The sequence below is a fragment of the Aeromonas sp. SER genome (genome assembly GCF_038739615.1).
Classification (GTDB): Bacteria; Pseudomonadota; Gammaproteobacteria; order Enterobacterales; family Aeromonadaceae; genus Aeromonas; species Aeromonas jandaei.
Window position 1 is genome coordinate 49,448 of sequence record NZ_JBCGFC010000017.1, and the last position, 18,295, is coordinate 67,742.

Annotated in this window: 16 protein-coding genes; 3 read left to right on the forward strand and 13 right to left on the reverse strand. The window is 58.6% G+C overall.

Going from position 1 to position 18,295, the window contains the following annotated elements; translation table 11 throughout:
* Positions 1-40 precede the first annotated feature (40 nt).
* The 13 genes from AAHA41_RS19855 to lrp form a co-directional block, all read right to left on the reverse strand.
* Positions 41-403 (reverse strand): DUF2750 domain-containing protein, encoded by a 363-nt coding sequence (locus AAHA41_RS19855; RefSeq protein WP_323069058.1) that lies wholly within the window; start codon positions 401-403, stop codon positions 41-43.
* 180 nt (positions 404-583) lie between these two features.
* On the reverse strand, positions 584-1,888 hold the full coding sequence (locus AAHA41_RS19860; RefSeq protein WP_041207491.1) for an inosine/guanosine kinase: 1,305 nt from the start codon (positions 1,886-1,888) through the stop codon (positions 584-586).
* A gap of 188 nt (positions 1,889-2,076) precedes the next feature.
* Entirely contained in the window at positions 2,077-2,469 is a 393-nt protein-coding gene (locus tag AAHA41_RS19865) for an MAPEG family protein (protein WP_071910537.1), read from the reverse strand.
* 34 nt (positions 2,470-2,503) lie between these two features.
* Positions 2,504-3,478, reverse strand: coding sequence for a ferrochelatase (gene hemH, locus AAHA41_RS19870; protein WP_323069056.1), 975 nt, complete (start codon positions 3,476-3,478; stop codon positions 2,504-2,506).
* A 98-nt stretch (positions 3,479-3,576) separates the two neighbouring features.
* The gene (adk, locus tag AAHA41_RS19875; RefSeq protein ID WP_043851073.1) at positions 3,577-4,221 is read right to left on the reverse strand and encodes an adenylate kinase; all 645 of its coding nucleotides are present in this window, start codon (positions 4,219-4,221) and stop codon (positions 3,577-3,579) included.
* A gap of 298 nt (positions 4,222-4,519) precedes the next feature.
* The gene (miaE, locus tag AAHA41_RS19880) at positions 4,520-5,278 is read right to left on the reverse strand and encodes a tRNA isopentenyl-2-thiomethyl-A-37 hydroxylase MiaE (protein WP_041207487.1); all 759 of its coding nucleotides are present in this window, start codon (positions 5,276-5,278) and stop codon (positions 4,520-4,522) included.
* Between the two features lie 195 nt (positions 5,279-5,473).
* On the reverse strand, positions 5,474-6,994 hold the full coding sequence (gene purF / locus AAHA41_RS19885) for an amidophosphoribosyltransferase (RefSeq protein WP_033115175.1): 1,521 nt from the start codon (positions 6,992-6,994) through the stop codon (positions 5,474-5,476).
* 21 nt (positions 6,995-7,015) lie between these two features.
* Positions 7,016-7,504 carry a CvpA family protein gene (locus AAHA41_RS19890; protein WP_033115174.1) on the reverse strand — a complete coding sequence of 163 codons (489 nt, stop codon included), beginning with the start codon at positions 7,502-7,504 and terminating at the stop codon, positions 7,016-7,018.
* Between the two features lie 186 nt (positions 7,505-7,690).
* Positions 7,691-8,986 carry a serine--tRNA ligase gene (gene serS / locus AAHA41_RS19895; protein ID WP_017785405.1) on the reverse strand — a complete coding sequence of 432 codons (1,296 nt, stop codon included), beginning with the start codon at positions 8,984-8,986 and terminating at the stop codon, positions 7,691-7,693.
* A gap of 289 nt (positions 8,987-9,275) precedes the next feature.
* Positions 9,276-10,613: a replication-associated recombination protein A gene (locus tag AAHA41_RS19900; RefSeq protein WP_323069055.1), complete on the reverse strand. Its 1,338-nt coding sequence runs from the start codon at positions 10,611-10,613 to the stop codon at positions 9,276-9,278.
* Positions 10,613-11,221 carry an outer membrane lipoprotein chaperone LolA gene (gene lolA / locus AAHA41_RS19905; protein WP_323069112.1) on the reverse strand — a complete coding sequence of 203 codons (609 nt, stop codon included), beginning with the start codon at positions 11,219-11,221 and terminating at the stop codon, positions 10,613-10,615. Before lolA ends, AAHA41_RS19900 begins: the two co-directional genes overlap by 1 nt.
* An 80-nt stretch (positions 11,222-11,301) precedes the next feature.
* Positions 11,302-13,818, reverse strand: a complete 2,517-nt coding sequence (locus AAHA41_RS19910; protein WP_323069054.1) for a DNA translocase FtsK 4TM domain-containing protein — start codon at positions 13,816-13,818, stop codon at positions 11,302-11,304.
* Positions 13,819-14,020: 202 nt separating this feature from the next.
* A complete protein-coding gene (gene lrp, locus AAHA41_RS19915) occupies positions 14,021-14,512 on the reverse strand; it encodes a leucine-responsive transcriptional regulator Lrp (RefSeq protein WP_005300047.1) in 492 nt (163 codons plus the stop codon).
* Between the two features lie 150 nt (positions 14,513-14,662).
* Here lrp and ald point away from each other — a divergent pair, with 150 nt between their 5' ends.
* The 3 genes from ald to AAHA41_RS19930 all read left to right on the forward strand — a co-directional run bounded on the left by ald (position 14,663) and on the right by AAHA41_RS19930 (position 18,236).
* Complete coding sequence (gene ald, locus AAHA41_RS19920) at positions 14,663-15,778, forward strand: alanine dehydrogenase (protein WP_033115170.1); 1,116 nt, start codon at positions 14,663-14,665, stop codon at positions 15,776-15,778.
* A 197-nt stretch (positions 15,779-15,975) separates the two neighbouring features.
* On the forward strand, positions 15,976-16,926 hold the full coding sequence (gene trxB / locus AAHA41_RS19925) for a thioredoxin-disulfide reductase (RefSeq protein WP_041207482.1): 951 nt from the start codon (positions 15,976-15,978) through the stop codon (positions 16,924-16,926).
* Between the two features lie 62 nt (positions 16,927-16,988).
* A complete protein-coding gene (locus AAHA41_RS19930; protein ID WP_323069053.1) occupies positions 16,989-18,236 on the forward strand; it encodes a diguanylate cyclase in 1,248 nt (415 codons plus the stop codon).
* Positions 18,237-18,295 lie beyond the last annotated feature (59 nt).

The window sequence follows — 18,295 nt, forward strand, 5'->3', positions numbered from 1 at the left end:
CTTGCTGCCCTGTACACTCAGTGCATCAGTGGAGGCGCTTTCAGGCGTCCAGTTCAACCAGCGCTTTGGCCAGCTCAATGGGTTCAAGCTCCTGGCCTTCCAGATCGGCGTTCCAGTTCGGGCCGACCAGCACATCGTCTTCATCCAGATCGTTGATCCAGATATCGAGAAACTCTTCCAGATCGATCACTTCCGGCTCGTAATCAGCCCACTCGTCCACGCAGTGCAGACGGGCATCTTCTTCGGCAGACCAGAGCGGCATGACGTCGGCATCTTCAAACTCGGCAGAGCGGCAGACCACCCAGTCCTCACCATAGCGCAGGCCCCACACCTGACCCGACTCGCGGACTTGTCCGATAAAAAGTTGGAAATTGGCGTCAAGGTTCTCGGTAAGCATGCTCATGGGGCTCTCTCATTTTCTCAGGTGCGGCGGCATTGCCGGCCGGCAATGCGGTGGCCAAATGGTGTCGCAAAAGCGACATGGACTCAAGCATATTGGGGTTATTGATGGAAAAAAGGGGCCTGAAGGCCCCTTTTCACGTCAAAACGTCTGCCAATGGCGGTGTTTTGCAACAATTCGGGATCAACGCTCCCAGTAAACCTCTTCCAGACTGTCCTCTTTCTCCGGAAGACCGCGAGAGAGACGCGGGCTGCTCTGGGCCAGCACCTCGTAACTCACCCGGTTGGCGTACTTGCACACCTGGGAGAGTGAAGAGTAGGTCAGGAACTCGGAGATGTGCTTGGCAGAGTTGGGCACATTCATCCGGTGATAGGAGTTGGCCACCATGTCGTGCAGCACGGCAGAAAGTGCGCCATCCCCTGCCCCGTTGGTGTTCTTGATCTTCTCCGGCCCGCCCATGTAGGGAGAGATATGGGAGTAGATCCGCACCGGCTTGCGGCACTTGGCGCGCGCCATGGGGCGGCTGAACTCGTACATGTTGAACTCGGGAATAACCCCGGGCAGCAGCGGCAAGGTGGTCTCGCGCTTGAAGTCATCTTCGGTGTAGGCAGCCATATAGAGCCCCACCGGACCGGCGGTACAGAGCACCATGTCAGCCCAATCGAGCGCCTTGTCGGCTGCGGCCAGCGGATCGGAGAAACCGGTCAGGGCCTCGCCCTCCTCCTCGTTCATGGCGAGCACGGTGACGTTTTCGCTGATGAAGTCACGCCACCACTGGGGGTCTGACTCGATGACGAAACGGGTACCCAGAGTCAGCACCACCGGCACACCGGCCTCGCGGGCATAACGCACAGCGGCCATGGCGGCCTCTTTCATCGGGGTGCCATCTTCACCGCGCACCAGATAGGCCGTGATGACCAGAGCGGAGGACTCCTTGATGATCTCTTCAGGGATGTGTTCGACATCCAGATGATCCATCTTGCCGGCGTTGATGCCAAAGCTGCGCTCGCCCCCTTCGGTGATGAAGGTAAAGCAGCGACCGACCGGGCCGTCTACCGGCTGCAGGTAGTCGAGGTTGACGCGAGAGGAGGTATTGCAGAGGTAACGATAGGCGTAGCTGCCGATGCGGATATCCTGGCTCATGACGCCAAGCAGGATGGAGTGGGAATCAGCCAGCACCGAGTAGTTGTGCATGGTGTTGCCGATGGTGCCACCGGCAAATTCGCTCACTACCATGTTGTTGCTCTTGAGCTCGTCGTAGATCTGCTCGGCCACTTCATCGGAGATGAGCATGGAGTGGCCACGGCTCAGGCCATAACGCTCGAGAAACGCCAGATCGACATGGGCTTCGATGTCGACCAGCGTCTGGTCAATCCCGACCACATAGGCCTTGCCCCGCTCCGAAAGCACCGCACTCTGGGAGATGAGGGGATCACGACGATCCACAGGAAAGTAGTGTTTGGACTTGCGCTGACCGGGAAATTTCATGGCAATGTTCTTGTGCTCTGGGGGAAAGAGGGGCGGGATTTTAACACAATCTGTCGCACCGAAAAGTCGCTCTGTTTAAATAATGGAGTCAGTATAGACAAGGGTTGCGAGGAAAAACGTTTGCCCTTTAACCACAAAAAAACCACCCGAAAGCGGGTGGTTTTTGACTCTCGATTCAGAGGGATAATTCACCCGTTGATCAAGCCGTGAAAAAGGGTCAACCCGGAGAACAGCCCGAGGGAAAGCCAGAACAGCAAGGTGCCAACGAAACGGGGCACATTGGGTGCTCGCGGGATCTGGATGCCAATCGCATGCAGTACGCGACCTGCCAGCAGCATGATGCCGCCGGCATGCAGCAAGAGTGCGCTGGCACCGGCCATTTCACTCAGGGCCATCAGCAACAGGGTCAGCGGTACGTACTCGGCAAAGTTGCCGTGAGCCCGGATCGCCGCCAACAACTCAGGGGCCTCCCCCTGCCCTATCATCACCCCGAACTGGGCGCGGCGTCTGACCACCCAGGCGGAGAGCCCCAGAAACAGCAGCCCCAGCAAGCCTGCGTAGATCAGCGTGATATGTACCATGACTCGACTCCTTGTTTAACTGACTGTCGGTCACTCATGCCAATTCACGGCAAATGAGCGAGACCATCATCCTGATATGGGCCTGATCGCTGTTGAGCGCCGGAATATAGCCAAACTCCTCGCCACCGGCAGCCAGGAAGATCTCCTTGTTCTGCACCTGGATCTCCTCGAGCGTCTCGAGGCAATCGGCGGCAAAGGCGGGGCAGATCACATCGAGCCGCTTGATGCCTCGGGCCGGCATGCCGCCCACCATCTCATCGGTATAGGGCTTGAGCCACTCCTCCTTGCCAAAGCGCGACTGGAAACTGGCGGTCCACTGTCCCGCCTCCAGCCCGAGCGCATCGGCCAGCAGGGACGCGGTGTGACGGCACTGATGACCGTAGGGATCGCCCTCCTGCTCGTAGCGCTCGGGGATACCGTGAAACGACATCAACAGATGTTCACCCCGGCCATGCTGCTCCCAGTGACGACGCACGCTCATCGCCAGCGCCTGAATGTATTCGGGGTGGGCATGGTAATCGCGAATAAGCCGCACCACGGGCAGGTTGCGCTCATGCTTCATCGCCCGGCCCCAGGCATCGAACACGGATGCTGTGGTACTGACCGAATATTGCGGATAGAGCGGCAACAGGATCACCCGGTTGACCCCCTTGGCCTTGAGTGCCTGCCACCCCTCCTCCAGCGAAGGAGAACCATAGGTCATGGCTAGCTCGACCGGTACATCGACCCCTTCACGCTTGAGCTCCTGCTCCAGCGCAGCCCGCTGCTGTTTGCTGATCACCATCAGTGGCGAGCCCTGCTCGGTCCACACCTGCTGATAGAGCTTGGCCACTTTGGGCGAGCGGGTTGGCAGAATGATGAAGTGGAGCAACGGGCACCAGAGGTAGCGTGGCAGATCGACGACCCGGGGATCGTGCAGAAACTGGCTGAGAAACGCTTTGACGGCGGCGGTAGTGGGGGCGGCTGGGGTACCCAGATTGACCAGCAAGATTCCGGTTTTCGTGGTCACATTGGCTTCCTGTCTATCTGTCATGATGCAAAAAAGGGCCCGCTGGGCCCTTTTTATCATTTGCCTGATGGCCCAGGGGACTGTGCCGGCAGTAACGCTTAGCCCAGAATGGTGGCAAGCTGCTTGCTGACCAGATCAACCGGCTGGGTGCCATCGATCTTGACGTAACGGGTATTGCCCGCTTCCGCCTCTTTGCCATAGAAGCCGATGAGCGGAGCAGTCTGCTGATGGTATACATCCAGACGCTTGCGCACTGTGGTCTCTTCGTCGTCGGCACGGATCACCAGATCTTCGCCGGTCACGTCATCTTTGCCTTCCACTTTCGGCGGGTTGAACACCACGTGGTAGGTACGGCCAGAACCGGAATGAACGCGACGGCCGCTCATGCGCTTGACGATCTCTTCGTCCGGCACATCGAACTCCAGCACGAAATCAACCTTGACGCCGGCATCCTTCATGGCTTGCGCCTGAGGAATAGTGCGCGGGAAACCGTCCAACAGGAAGCCTTTGGCACAATCCGGCTGAGCGATGCGCTCCTTGACCAGACCGATGATGATGTCGTCAGAGACCAGCTGACCTGCGTCCATCACGGCTTTGGCCTTCAGACCGAGCTCGGTGCCCGCTTTGATCGCAGCACGCAGCATGTCGCCGGTGGAGATCTGGGGAATACCGTGTTTTTCCATGATGAACTGAGCCTGGGTACCTTTGCCGGCGCCCGGAGCCCCCAACAGAACAATGCGCATACACGCTCCTATTGATTGGTTATTCAAATCTTGCGAAGGCAAAAAAGTACACGGTTTCGCCCGTTTCTACAAGCTCGCGCCGCCTGAATGGCCACTTTATCGCCATAAAAAACGGTGGCACGACGCCACACAAATTGGCAGGCACACGGGAAAAGTGAGTGAAAATTCAACAGAAGTGCTGACAACAAGCTGACGGCAGGGATAAAAAAATCCCGGCTCAAGGCCGGGAATTGCGCTCAAAAGTAACTACTTGTCGCTCGTAGTAGGAACAGCGCAATAGTAGTTGGCCCCCAGTACGTCAACAACTGTCAGATGTGACAGGGAGGCCGCTATGAAACCGGAACTGGGGGTCTGGCGACGAGATAAGCTCGGCTTCCAGCTTGCCAAAGTAGGCAACCCGCTCGCTGATATCCTCCCCCGCATACTGCTCGGCCAGCGCGAGGTAATCCTGATAGTGGCGCGCCTCGGAGCGCAGCAGGGAGACGTAGAAGCGCCCCAGCTCCTCATCCAGATGGGGGGCCAGCTTGGCAAAACGCTCGCAGGAGCGCGCCTCGATATAGGCACCGATGATCATCTTGTCTACGATGGTGGCCGGCTCATGGGTGCGCACATGCTGCATCAGTTGCCGGGCATAACGAGAAGCGGTGACCGGACCATATTCGATGCCGCGGGCCTGCATGATCTCCAGCACCTGCTCGAAGTGGTGCAACTCCTCCTGAATGAGGCGCACCATGGGAAACAGCAGCGGATTGCGCTCCAGCTCGGCAAAGACCGAGCGATCAGACTCGCCCATGGTGCGCTTGCCCAGGATCTCGGCCTTCTCCGGGATAGCGTCCAGCTCGCGATAGAACTCCAGTTTAGGCAGCAGATGACGCTTGCCCTTGGGCAGGCAGTAGCGACGCACCAGACTGTGGGCGGTGAGTGCCGCCTTGGTTTCACAGTTGGCGTGATCAATAAGCAGGGTTGGCAAACGGGCCGGATCCCGCGCCATTTCCACCCACTCGTCAGGGGTTTCGCACTGCAAGAACTGGCGCACGGGGGCTAGCAGGTCATCCATCTGAACTCTCGTTAAATGCGTATGAGAAAAGTGGCCCTATGCTAGCGGATCAACCGTTGCATGCCCATATCTGGCAAAATAAGCGCTGTTTTTTCAAACAGATGCCATCTCTCCCCTTTCGCCATCTCCCAGCAAAAACAACAATGGGAGCCAAGGCTCCCATTGCGTTATGCAAACCAGTCAGAAGGAAAACGTTTAACTGCCTTCGTTAAAAATTTCCAGATTGCTGGTCCCTTCCTGCCACTCGCGCACTGCCTTGCTGTCGTCGCTGCGCAGAGCATTGAGGTGATCAAGGTAGGATTGATCCACATCGGAAGTGACATAGTGGCCATTGAATACCGAGGTCTCGAAGTGGCGCAGCTCGGGGTTGATCTCCCGCACCGCCGCTTCCAGATCTTCCAGATCCTGGAAGATGAGGCCGTCAGCGCCAATAAGCTTGCACACCTCTTCCACTTCGCGGCCGTGGGCAATCAACTCGTTGGCGGTGGGCATGTCGATGCCATAAACGTTGGGGAAGCGAATTTCCGGCGCTGCCGAAGCGAAGTAGACCTTGGCAGCCCCCGCTTCACGGGCCATCTGGATGATCTGCTCGGACGTGGTACCACGCACTATGCTGTCATCCACCAGCAACACCTTCTTGCCCTTGAACTCGGAGCTGATGGCGTTGAGCTTGCGGCGAACCGACTTCTTGCGCTGGGTCTGGCCCGGCATGATGAAGGTGCGGCCGATGTAGCGGTTTTTCACGAAGCCCTGACGGTACGGCAGATCCAGGGTGTGGGCGATCTCCAGTGCCACGTCGCAGGAGGTCTCGGGGATGGGGATGACCACGTCCACATCGAGATCTTCCCACTCGCGGGCAATCTTCTGCCCCAGCTTGCGACCCATATTGAGACGGGCAGCGTAGACCGACACCTTGTCGATGCACGAATCGGGACGGGCAAAGTAGACATATTCGAAGATGCAGGAGCTCATCTGCGGGTTTTCCGCGCACTGCTCGGAGAAGAGCTGGCCCTGCTCGGTGATGTAGATGGCCTCGCCCGGCGCGATGTCACGCACCGTTTCGAAACCGATGGCATCGAGCGCCACGCTCTCGGAGGCGAGCATGTACTCCACCTGCCCTTGCTCATCCTGACGACGGCCGAGGACCAGCGGGCGAATCCCATTGGGATCACGGAACCCGATGAGACCGTGGCCAATGACCAGCGCCACCACGGCATAGGCACCGCGGATCTGCTGATGGGTCTTGCGCACCGCAGCGAAGATGTCCGCAGGCGCCAGCGCCATCTTGTCACAGCGGTCCAGCTCGTGAGCCAGCACGTTCAGCAGCACTTCGGAATCCGAAGTGGTGTTGATGTGACGGCGCGCGACACGGAACTGCTGCTCCTTGAGCTCCTTGGCGTTGGTCAGGTTGCCGTTGTGGGCAAGCACGATCCCGTAAGGAGAGTTGACATAAAAAGGTTGGGCTTCAGCGGCACTGGAGCTGCCTGCGGTGGGATATCTGACATGACCGATGCCGATGTTCCCTTGCAGGCGCTGCATGTGGCGCACTTCAAACACGTCCTTGACCAGGCCATTGGCCTTGCGTTGCCGGAAGTTCCCACTGTCAATGGTCACAATCCCGGCGGCATCCTGTCCCCTGTGCTGCAACACCGTCAAGGCGTCGTAGAGGGCCTGATTGACGGGAGTGGTGCCTACTATACCGACAATACCACACATGTATTTGCTACCTCGAAGTCGCTATACCTGTTTAAGAAAACTCGAAGAGTTCAGCATGAACCCGAAAAACCACTGGATCACCGGCTTGAACTCCGGCACCAGCTTGGATGCCGCCCACCAGTCACTCTGGGAGAGGCTGGTGAAGGTATCCATGAAAAAAAGCAGGGCACTGACGATCAGTACCCCGCGAATTGCGCCGAAGCAGACCCCAAGCACCCGATCGGTACCGGAGAGCCCCGTCTTGTCCACCAGCAGACCCACCACGTAGTTCACCACGCTGCCCAGGATCAGGGTTGCCACGAACAGGGCCGCGATGGCCAGACCGTTGCGCACCAGCGCATCGGAGAAAGAGGTAAAATAGGCGGCGAGATCAGGATAGAAGTGGCTGGCAATAAAGAAGGCAACGAACCAGGTGACGAGAGACATGGCCTCTTTGACGAAGCCGCGCACCAGGCTGATGAGTGCAGAAAAACCGACGATGCCGATGATGGCGTAATCAATCCAGACCATAGAAAAAGATGTCCTGCGAAATTGCGGCGCAGTCTAACAAAAACGATTGCGCAATGCTTGATAAAATTGTGTTACATGTTCAAAGAGGCGCCGGAAACGCAGATTTATTCACGATAAAACGGTTGACCGGCGCCAGAATGCACAACGCCATGGCATGGCCATGGCGTTGTCGTCTGCAACGAGCGCTTACCCGATGTGGGTCAGGCCGCCCATGTAGGATTGCAGCGCAGCCGGGATGGCGATGCGGCCATCTGCCTGCTGGTAGTTCTCGATCACGGCGACCAGAGTACGGCCTACCGCCAGACCGGATCCATTCAGGGTGTGAATCAGCTGCGGCTTGCCATCGACACGCACGCGAGCCTGCATGCGGCGCGCCTGGAAGTCGGTGCAGTTGGAGACAGAGGAGATCTCGCGGTAGGTGTTCTGGGCCGGCAGCCACACTTCCAGATCGTAGGTTTTGGCAGCGCAGAAGCCCATGTCACCGGTAGAGAGCGCCATCACGCGATACGGCAGCTCCAGCAGTTGCAGCACCTTCTCGGCGTGACCCACCATCTCTTCCAGCGCTTCCCAGGATTTCTCCGGGTGAACCAGCTGCACCATCTCGACCTTGTCGAACTGGTGCATACGGATGAGGCCACGGGTATCACGACCGTAAGAGCCTGCTTCGGAGCGGAAGCACGGGCTATGAGCTGTCATCTTGATCGGCAGTTCCTGCTCTTCAAAAATCTCGTCGCGCGCCATGTTGGTGAGCGGCACTTCGGAAGTCGGGATCAGGGAGAACTTGCGCACCTTGCCCTCTTCCTCCCCTTCGCCGTCAATACCGGTATTGAACAGATCCTGAGAGAACTTCGGCAGCTGGCCGGTACCGTACAGGCTGTCCGGGTTGACCAGATAAGGCACGTAGCACTCGGTGTAACCGTGCTGCAGGGTGTGCAGATCCAGCATGAACTGGGCCAGGGCGCGGTGCAGACGGGCAATCTGGCCCTTCATCACCACGAAACGGGAGCCGGATAGCTTGACGCCGTTTTTGAAATCTACGCCCTTGGCCGCTTCACCCAGATCGATGTGATCGCGTACCGGGAAGTCGAAGTGACGCGGGGTACCCCAGCGACGCACTTCCACGTTGTCGTTTTCGTCACGACCAACCGGGGTGGTTTCGCTCGGCAGGTTGGGGATGGCATCGGCAATGGTTTTCAGCTCGGCCAGCAAAGCATCCAGCTCAACCTTGCTGGTCTCCAGCTCGTCGTTGATCTTGGTCACTTCAGCCTTGAGCGGAGCAACATCTTCACCGCGACGGGCAGCCTCACCGATGGACTTGGAGCGGGCGTTGCGCTCGGCCTGCAGCTCCTGAGTACGGGACTGCAGATCCTTGCGCTTCTCTTCCAGAGCATTGACAGCCGCTACGTCAAGAGCGTAGCCACGTGTCGCCAGACGAGCGGCAGCTTCGTCGATGTCGCTGCGCAGATATTTGGGATCCAGCATGGGTTACCTACTTTTTGTAAAAGGGATCTGGGCCTGAGTCATCATGACGGGCGGGAAAACAGATCCGGAAGTTAACATCGGTTGGCGCCCCCGTCGTTTTGAGAGTCAGGCCTTCGAAATCAAGAAGATGGTATCAGGCCGAAACCAACGGGGTCAGAGGGGCAGTGTAGCAGACCGCCCCCCTGCCCGAACAGGGACTATTTGGGTCGTTTTTGCCAACTTGTGGGGTCAAACACCCCAATTATTCCGGTGTCTGACCAATTTTCATTCTGCTGGCCCAAATAGGGGACTATCGGCCCCGTTTTTGCGGGCTCTGTCGATCGAGCTCGTGGAGATAATCGAGCTTCTGGCCGATCTGCTTTTCAAGGCCACGCTCGGTCGGCTGATAGTACTGCTTGCCGGCAAGCTCGGGCGGGAAATACTCCTCACCTGCGGCATAAGCACCCGGTTCGTCGTGGGCGTAACGATACTCGGCGCCATAGCCCAGATCGCTCATCAGCCGGGTTGGCGCATTGCGCAGATGCACCGGCACCTCGAAGTCAGGCAGGTTCTTGGCATCATTGAGCGCTGCCTTCCAGGCGGTGTAAACCGCATTGCTCTTGGGCGCACAGGCAAGGTAGACGATCGCCTGGGCGATGGCCCGCTCCCCTTCCGCCGGTCCGATGCGGTGGAAACAATCCCAAGCAGATAGCGCCACCTGCATGGCTCGGGGATCGGCATTGCCCACATCTTCCGAGGCAATCGCCAGCAAGCGGCGGGCAATATAGAGCGGATCGCAGCCGGCACTCACCATACGGGCATACCAGTAGAGCGCCGCATCCGGCGCCGAGCCGCGAATGGATTTGTGTACCGCCGAGATGAGGTCGTAGAAGTGATCCCCCCCCTTGTCGAAGCGGGCCACATGTTCCCCCGCCACGGCGGCGAGCAGCGCGCTGTCGATAAGCTTGTGGCCGCTGCCATCCAGCTCGGCCATGTCAGCCAGCAGCTCCAGATAGTTGAGGGACTTGCGCCCGTCGCCATCTACCGCCTTGGCCAGTGCCTCTTTGACGCCGGGGGCAAAGGCAAGGGCCGGATCATTAAGACCGCGGGGGTCCTGCATCGCCTGATCAATCATGGCGAGGATGTCCTCCTCCTCCAGTCGCTTGAGCAGATAGACCCGGGCCCGGGAGAGCAGCGCGTTGTTGAGTTCGAACGAAGGGTTCTCGGTGGTCGCACCGATGAAGGTGATGGTGCCATCTTCGATGTGGGGCAGAAACACATCCTGCTGGCTCTTGTTGAAGCGGTGTACTTCATCCACGAAGAGGATGGTGCGCACTCCGCGCCAGCTGTTCTCTTTGGCCTTGTCGATGGCGGCGCGGATCTCCTTGATGCCGGAGGTGACCGCCGAGAGTCGCTCCACTTCCGCCTGACAGTAGTGAGCCATCAGCTCCGCCAAAGTGGTCTTGCCGGTCCCGGGTGGTCCCCACAGGATCATCGAGTGGCAGTGACCGGCCAGGATCGCTTTGCGCAGGGGCTTGTCAGGCCCCAGGATATGCTGCTGACCTATGTACTGGTCGAGGTTTTGCGGCCGCATCCGGGCCGCCAGCGGACGAAAGTCCGACGAGAAATCCAGCGAGAGATTGCTCATCAGCGCTGATCATCCAGCTCGACCCCCTTCGGGATCTTGAAGACAAATTCGTTGCCCTTGAGCACCGGCTTGCGGTTGAAGTTATTGAGGGTAAATTCGGTCCACTGCCCCTGTGCCTCTTTCACATCGAAGCGGCTGATGTTGTTGTCGCGATCGAAGGTGACGCGGAAGGAGGCGATAAGCTCGCTCGGATCACGGCTGGTGACGGTGTAGACATCACCCTGCTGGGTCACGTCATAGTTCTTCCACAGCTTGTCGTCATTGCCGGTGATGAGCACGAAGGGAGTGTTGAGCACCGCATCCTTCAATTTAAGGGCGGTCACCTGCTCGACGAAGGGGTCATATACCCAGACATCCTTGCCATCGGCCACGATCAGGCTCTCGTCAGGCACCGTGGTATGCCAGTTGAAATGGTTGGGGCGCTGTACCACCAGATCGCCGCTGGCGCGCTGCAGCTCCTTGCCCTTGCTGTCGTAGACAGTCTGGGAGAACTTGGCGGAGAAGAGGCTGACACTGGCCAGCTTCTGCTTGAGATCGCTGGCCGCGCCAGCCCACACCTGGCTGCTGGCAACCAGCAGCATGGATCCGATCAACAGCTGTTTTTTCATCATGCTTTTCATAACGACCATCTCGATAAAAGGCCACGCCCGTTAGGGGCATGGCCAGGATAACAGTAAAAGGGTGGGCCTTAGTCCCGCACCGGCGGCGGAGCCAGCACATCGCGCTGACCGTTGCCACCCGGGGCGCTCACAATGCCCTGATTTTCCATCTGCTCGATGAGACGAGCAGCCCGGTTGTAACCAATCTTGAACTTGCGCTGCACGCTGGAGGTCGAGCCACGGCGCGACTCCACCACGAAGGCGACTGCTTCGTCAAACAGGGGGTCGAGCTCTTCATCGTCACTACCGCCATATTCGCCGCTGCCACCTTCACCGCCAGATTCGCCGGAGAGGATCTCGTCGATGTAGTTCGGCTCACCACGCAGTTTCCAGTCTGCCACCACCTTGTGCACTTCATGGTCATCGACAAAGGCGCCGTGCACCCGGGTCGGGTTGGAAGTACCGGCCGGCATGTAGAGCATGTCGCCCATGCCGAGCAGAGATTCGGCGCCGCCCTGATCGATGATGGTACGGGAGTCGATCTTGCTCGACACCTGGAACGAGATACGGGTCGGGATGTTGGCCTTGATAAGACCGGTGATGACATCCACCGACGGACGCTGGGTCGCAAGGATAAGGTGAATACCGGCCGCCCGCGCTTTCTGGGCGATACGGGCAATGAGCTCTTCCACCTTCTTGCCGACGATCATCATCATGTCGGCAAACTCGTCCACCACCACCACGATATGAGGCAGCTTTTCCAGCTCCGGCGGCGTCTGATCCATGGAGTCGCCCGGACGCCACAGCGGATCCAGCAGGGGATCCCCCTCCTCAATGGCCGCCAGTACCTTGTCGTTGTAGCCCTTGAGGTTGCGCACCCCGACCGCCGACATCAGTTTGTAGCGACGCTCCATCTCGCCCACACACCAGCGCAGGGCGTTGGCGGCATCCTTCATGTCGGTCACTACCTCGGTCAGGAGGTGCGGGATCCCTTCGTAGACCGACAATTCCAGCATCTTGGGGTCGATCATGATGAAGCGCAGATCGTCCGGCGAAGATTTGTAGAGCATGGAGATGATCATGGTGTTCACCCCCACCGACTTACCGGAACCCGTGGTACCGGCCACCAGCAGGTGCGGCATCTTGGCCAGGTTCACCACCACCGGCTCACCGGCGATATCCTGACCCAGGCCCATGGTGAGCGGGTTGCGGCTATCGCGGAACGCATCGCAGTCGAGGGTCTCGCGCAGGTAGACGGTCTGGCGCACCCGGTTGGGCAACTCGATCCCGACATAGGTCTTGCCCGGGATCACCTCGACCACCCGCACGCTGCTGGCAGACAAGGAGCGGGCCAGATCGCGCGACAGGTTGGTGATCTTGCTCGCCTTCATGCCCGGCGCCAGATCCAGTTCAAAACGGGTGATAACCGGACCCGGATAGACGCCGACCACCTTGGCCTGCACGTTGTAATCGGCAAGCTTGGCCTCCACCAGACGACCCATCCGATCCAGCTCATCCTTGCTCATCATCTGGGTCTTGGCGGGTGGACGGTCCAGCAGCTCGAGGCTAGGCAGCGGCGGCAGGTTGGCCTGAACGCGGCGCTTGGGCTTGGTCGGCATGGCGACGACAGGAGCTACCGGTGCATCCTCGCCCTCGGCCCACGGCAGGTCGAGATCTTCGTCGTCCTCATCATCGGCGACGGCAAGGGCACTCTGGCGACGAGTGCTGGCAGGGGCTGGCCGTTTGGCCTTGACCGCCGGCGCGGGTTCGTCGTCCTCATCATCAAACTGCGGGTCAAACTCGAAGGTGTCGTCGTCCAGTTCAGGCAACCACTCCTCCTTGGAGCCTTTCTGGTTTTTGCCCTTGGCGCGGCGACCCCAGTTACTGTGGGGATCGTCCTCATCCTCTTCATCGAGTTCGATGGCGCCCACGCCCCCTTCAAGCAGGGGATCCGGTCCCTCAACGCGAGGCTGACGCCAGCCGCCGGTCAACCAGCGACCCAGAGTGCCCGGGAAGTGGTAGATGGCACTGACGGAGCCGGTGCAGGCGGCACCGATGCGCTCGACGATGGTGAGCCAGGACCAACCGGTAAACAGGGTGATGCCGGTCGCCACGAAGCAGAGCAGCATCAGGTTGGCACCCACCCCGCCAAACAGCGGTACCACAGCGGAGGCGATGACATCCCCCACCAGGCCACCGGCGGAGAAGTTCTGCAGATCGTTGAAGTTCATGCTGGCGATGGCCGACATGCCGAGCACGGTCAGGATAAAGCCGATGATCCGCACCCCGAGGGTGAGGTAATCCACATCGAGCAGACGGCTTGGCCGCCAGAAGAGACTCCAGCCCAACAGCACCACCAACGGCGGAACCAGATAGGAGAAAGCACCAAAGGTAAACATGGTGATATCGGCAAGCCAGGCGCCTGCGCTGCCGGCGAGGTTCTTGACCTCCCCTTCCCACGAGGTCTGGGACCAACCGGGATCGGCGGGATGATAGGACAACAGGGCAAGCAGAAGATAAGCGGCCATCAGGGTGATGGCGATCAAGACGGCTTCGAAGATCCGTTGTGTACCTGATAAAGGAGTAAACAGCTTTTTATCGGCCAAACTCCGGCTCCTTTCTGAAAACATGTAATGCAGGAAATAAGGGGGCCTAGTATCCCCGAAAAGCCCATCGATTGTCAGCCTGTGCCTGATGGGACGGGGCCATATTTGCAATCATCTTTACAAGAAGAAACGAGCGGACCGGCCGCTCGTTTCTGACTGTCGCAGTGTCTCATATGGAAAAGATACCACGGCATAATCTGCTTTATCGGGTGCTGATCACCAGACGGCTGCTCTGCTTGACCTCCTCCATCACCACGTAGGTGCGGGTGTCATTAACCCCCGGCAAGCGCAGCAGGGTCTCACCCAGCAGGCGGCGATAAGCCGACATGTCGCTTACCCGGGTCTTGAGCAGGTAGTCGAAATCACCCGAGACCAGATGGCACTCCTGGATCTCCTCGAGCACCTGAACAGCTTTGTTGAACTGTTCAAACACATCGGGGGCACCACGGTTGAGGGTAATTTCCACAAAGACCAGCAGAGACGCATCCAGATAATGAGGGTTCAGAATCGCGGCATACCCTTCGATATAGCCTTGTCGCTCAAGGCGACGAACCCGTTCCAGACACGGTGTAGGACTCAGGCCAACTCGTTTGGACAACTCAACATTCGAGATCCTGCCATCCTTTTGCAGTTCATTGAGAATGTTGCGGTCAATCCTGTCCAAATCCTTTAGCCGACTCTTAGCTTCCATCATTTTATTCCATCCTTTGGCTATTTTTTGGTAAGAATCACCATTCATTTTATAATTATGGTCACAAATCCTGTCAATACCTGAATATACTAGGCGCAAATGTTGGTTAACATTTTGGCAACATGAAACACCAATCGATAGACGAGGGATAGCATGATTATCGGTGTACCTAAAGAGATAAAAAACCATGAATATCGCGTAGGCATGGTTCCGGCCAGTGTACGTGAACTGACAGCACGAAACCATACTGTTTTCGTCCAAAGCGGTGCCGGAAACGGGATTGGCTTTAGCGATGCAGATTATACGGCTGCTGGTGCCGAAATTTTGGCCTCTGCCGCCGAGGTTTTCGCCAAGGCGGAGATGATCGTCAAGGTCAAGGAGCCCCAGCCTGTCGAGTGTGCCATGTTGCGACCGGGTCAGACCCTGTTTACCTACCTCCATCTGGCACCGGATCTGCCACAAACCGAGGCATTGCTGAAAAGTGGTGCCATCTGTATCGCCTACGAGACCGTCACCGACGGCCGTGGCGGTCTGCCCCTGCTGGCGCCCATGTCGGAAGTCGCGGGTCGCATGTCCATTCAGGCGGGCGCCCAGGCGCTGGAGAAATCCCGCGGCGGTAGCGGTGTGCTGCTGGGCGGCGTACCCGGTGTCGAACCGGCCAAGGTGGTGATCATCGGTGGTGGCGTGGTTGGCTCCAACGCAGCTCGCATGGCCATTGGCATGCGCGCCGACGTGACCATTCTCGACAACAATGTCGATACCCTGCGCCGTCTCGACAACGAGTTTCAGGGGGCGGCCAAAGTGGTCTACTCCAACAGCGAAAGTCTGGAACGCCATCTGCTGGCGGCCGATCTGGTCATCGGCGGCGTGCTGGTACCGGGCGCCACTGCGCCAAAACTTGTCAGCCGTGACCACATTGCGCGCATGAAGCCGGGCTCGGCTATCGTCGATGTGGCGATCGATCAGGGTGGCTGCGTAGCTACCTCGCACCCCACTACCCACGAAGATCCCACCTTCATCGTCGATGACGTGGTGCACTACTGCGTGGCCAACATGCCGGGGGCTGTGGCTCGAACCTCGACCGTGGCACTCAATAACGCCACCCTCCCCTTCATCATCAAGCTGGCCCAACAAGGGTATCGTCAGGCGCTGCTGAGCGACCCTAACCTGCTGCACGGCCTCAACGTGATGGAGGGCAAGCTCACCTGCAAGGAGGTTGCCGTGGCTCATGGCCTTGCCTACACGGATCCCCTGACCCTGCTGAACTGATCTGCTCTGGCCTGCGCCAGTTGGAGATGAGTGAAAATCCGCCCGCGATGGGCGGTTTTTTTATCTCTTTTTTAGTGCTCGGCAAAACCGTGCGCTGATGCGGGAAGGCGATTGAAACAATCGACTCACTGGCCTTTGACCCCGGATCACGAATTACCTACAATCGCGCAAACTCATCACGTCTCGGAAATCACATCATGAGCCAAGTCACTCACAGCAAACTGCTGATCCTGGGCTCCGGCCCGGCCGGTTACACCGCAGCCGTCTACGCCGCCCGCGCCAACCTCAATCCCCTGCTCATCACCGGCATGCAGCAAGGTGGCCAACTGACCACCACCACCGAGGTAGAGAACTGGCCCGGCGATCCGGAAGGCCTGACCGGCCCGGCCCTGATGGAACGCATGAAAACTCATGCAGAGAAGTTCGATACGCGCATTCTGTTTGATCACATCAACAGCGTCGAACTGACCCAGCGCCCGTTCCGCCTCAAGGGCGACAACGGCGAATACACCTGCGATGCCCTGATCATCGCGACCGGCGCCTCCGCCAAATATCTCGGCCTGCCTTCTGAAGAAGCCTTCAAGGGGCGCGGCGTCTCCGCCTGCGCCACCTGCGACGGTTTCTTCTACCGCAATCAGGAAGTGGCCGTGATCGGCGGCGGCAACACTGCCGTGGAAGAGGCGCTCTATCTGGCCAACATCGCCAAAAAGGTGCACCTCATTCACCGCCGCGACGAGTTCCGCGCCGAGAAGATCCTGATCAAGCGTCTGCACGACAAGGTCGAGAGCGGCAACATCGTGCTGCACACTCACCAGACCCTGGACGAAGTGCTGGGCGATCAGATGGGAGTCACCGGTGTGCGCCTGCGTAACACCCAGGACAACAGCACCAGCGAGCTGCCGTTGATGGGCGTCTTCATTGCCATCGGACATCAGCCCAACACCCAGATCTTTGATGGCCAGCTGGAGATGCAAAACGGCTATCTGAAAGTACGTGGCGGCCTCGACGGTTTTGCCACCCAGACCAGCATTGAAGGTGTCTTCGCTGCCGGCGATGTGGCTGACCACAACTACCGTCAAGCCATCACCTCTGCCGGTACCGGCTGCATGGCAGCCCTCGATGCAGAACGCTATCTTGATGCGCAATAAATAAGCGCAGATGTGATATAAGGCATACCAGTCGGTATGCCTTTTTTATTTGAAGGAGTCTAATGAAACAGAAGATATTGATTGTCGAAGATAGCCTGACGATCCGCCGTATGCTGACCCAGGCGATAGCCCAGCAGACCGGTCTGGAGATCGACGCCTTTGATACCCTCGAAGGCGCCCGTCACTGTCGGGGAGAGGAGTATGTGGTCGCCCTGGTGGACTTGACCTTGCCGGACGCACCTCGCGGAGAAGCGGTCAGCGTGTTGCTGGAGCGCGGCTTGCCAGTGGTGATCCTCACCGCCGATATCAGCGAGGATAAACGTGCGGCCTGGCTGGAAACCGGCGTACTGGACTATGTGATGAAGGATTCGCGCCACTCGCTGCAATATGCGGTCAGCCTGGTGCACCGCCTCTATCTCAACCAGTCCATCGAAGTGCTGGTCGTCGATGATTCGCGCACCTCCCGCCACCGCACCATGGCCCAGTTGCGCAAGCAACTGCTGCAGGTGCACGAAGCGAGTCACGCACGCGAAGCGATGGCGATGCTGGAGCAATATCCCGGCATCCGGCTGGCACTGGTCGACTACTATATGCCGGAGATCGATGGCATCAGTCTGGTGCGTATGCTGAGAGAGCGTTACAGCAAACAGCAGCTGGCAATTATCGGGATCTCTGTCTCGGACAAGCGCGGTCTCTCCGCTCGCTACCTGAAACAGGGGGCCAACGACTTTCTCAACCAGCCGTTTGAACCAGAAGAGCTGCAGTGTCGGGTCAGCCACAATCTGGAGGCGCTCGAGCAGTTCAACAGCATTCAGGAGTCGGCCAATCGCGACTACCTGACCGGTCTTTACAACCGTCGCTACTGGTTCAACGAAGGGCAGAAATGGTTTGAGGAGCAGCAGCGGCTGCAGAGTACACTTTCACTCTGCGTGCTCGATGTGGATCACTTCAAGCAGGTCAACGATCACTGGGGCCATGCCATTGGCGATCAGCTGCTCTGCCATCTGACCCGCCAACTGACCCAGTTCTTCCCCGATGCCATGATCGCCCGCTTTGGCGGCGAGGAGTTTGCCCTGATGGTGCCCCACTGCACCGTACCCGTGCTGCTCAAACGGCTGGAAGGGTTGCGCCAGCAGCTGCGCCAGCACCCCTTGTCACCGGAAGTTCCGCTCTTTGTTCGCGCCAGCTATGGTGTGGTCAGTGTCGGGCGGGTATCCATGGACGAGGCGCTGAGCGAAGCGGATCGGCTCCTGTATCAGGCCAAGAACACCGGCCGTGACAAGATAGTCTCGCAAGAGAGCGCCATCTAGTTTCCTGCGCAGTCCCGTGTATTACCGCCCGCAAGACTTTCTGCCAACCGGAAAGTCTG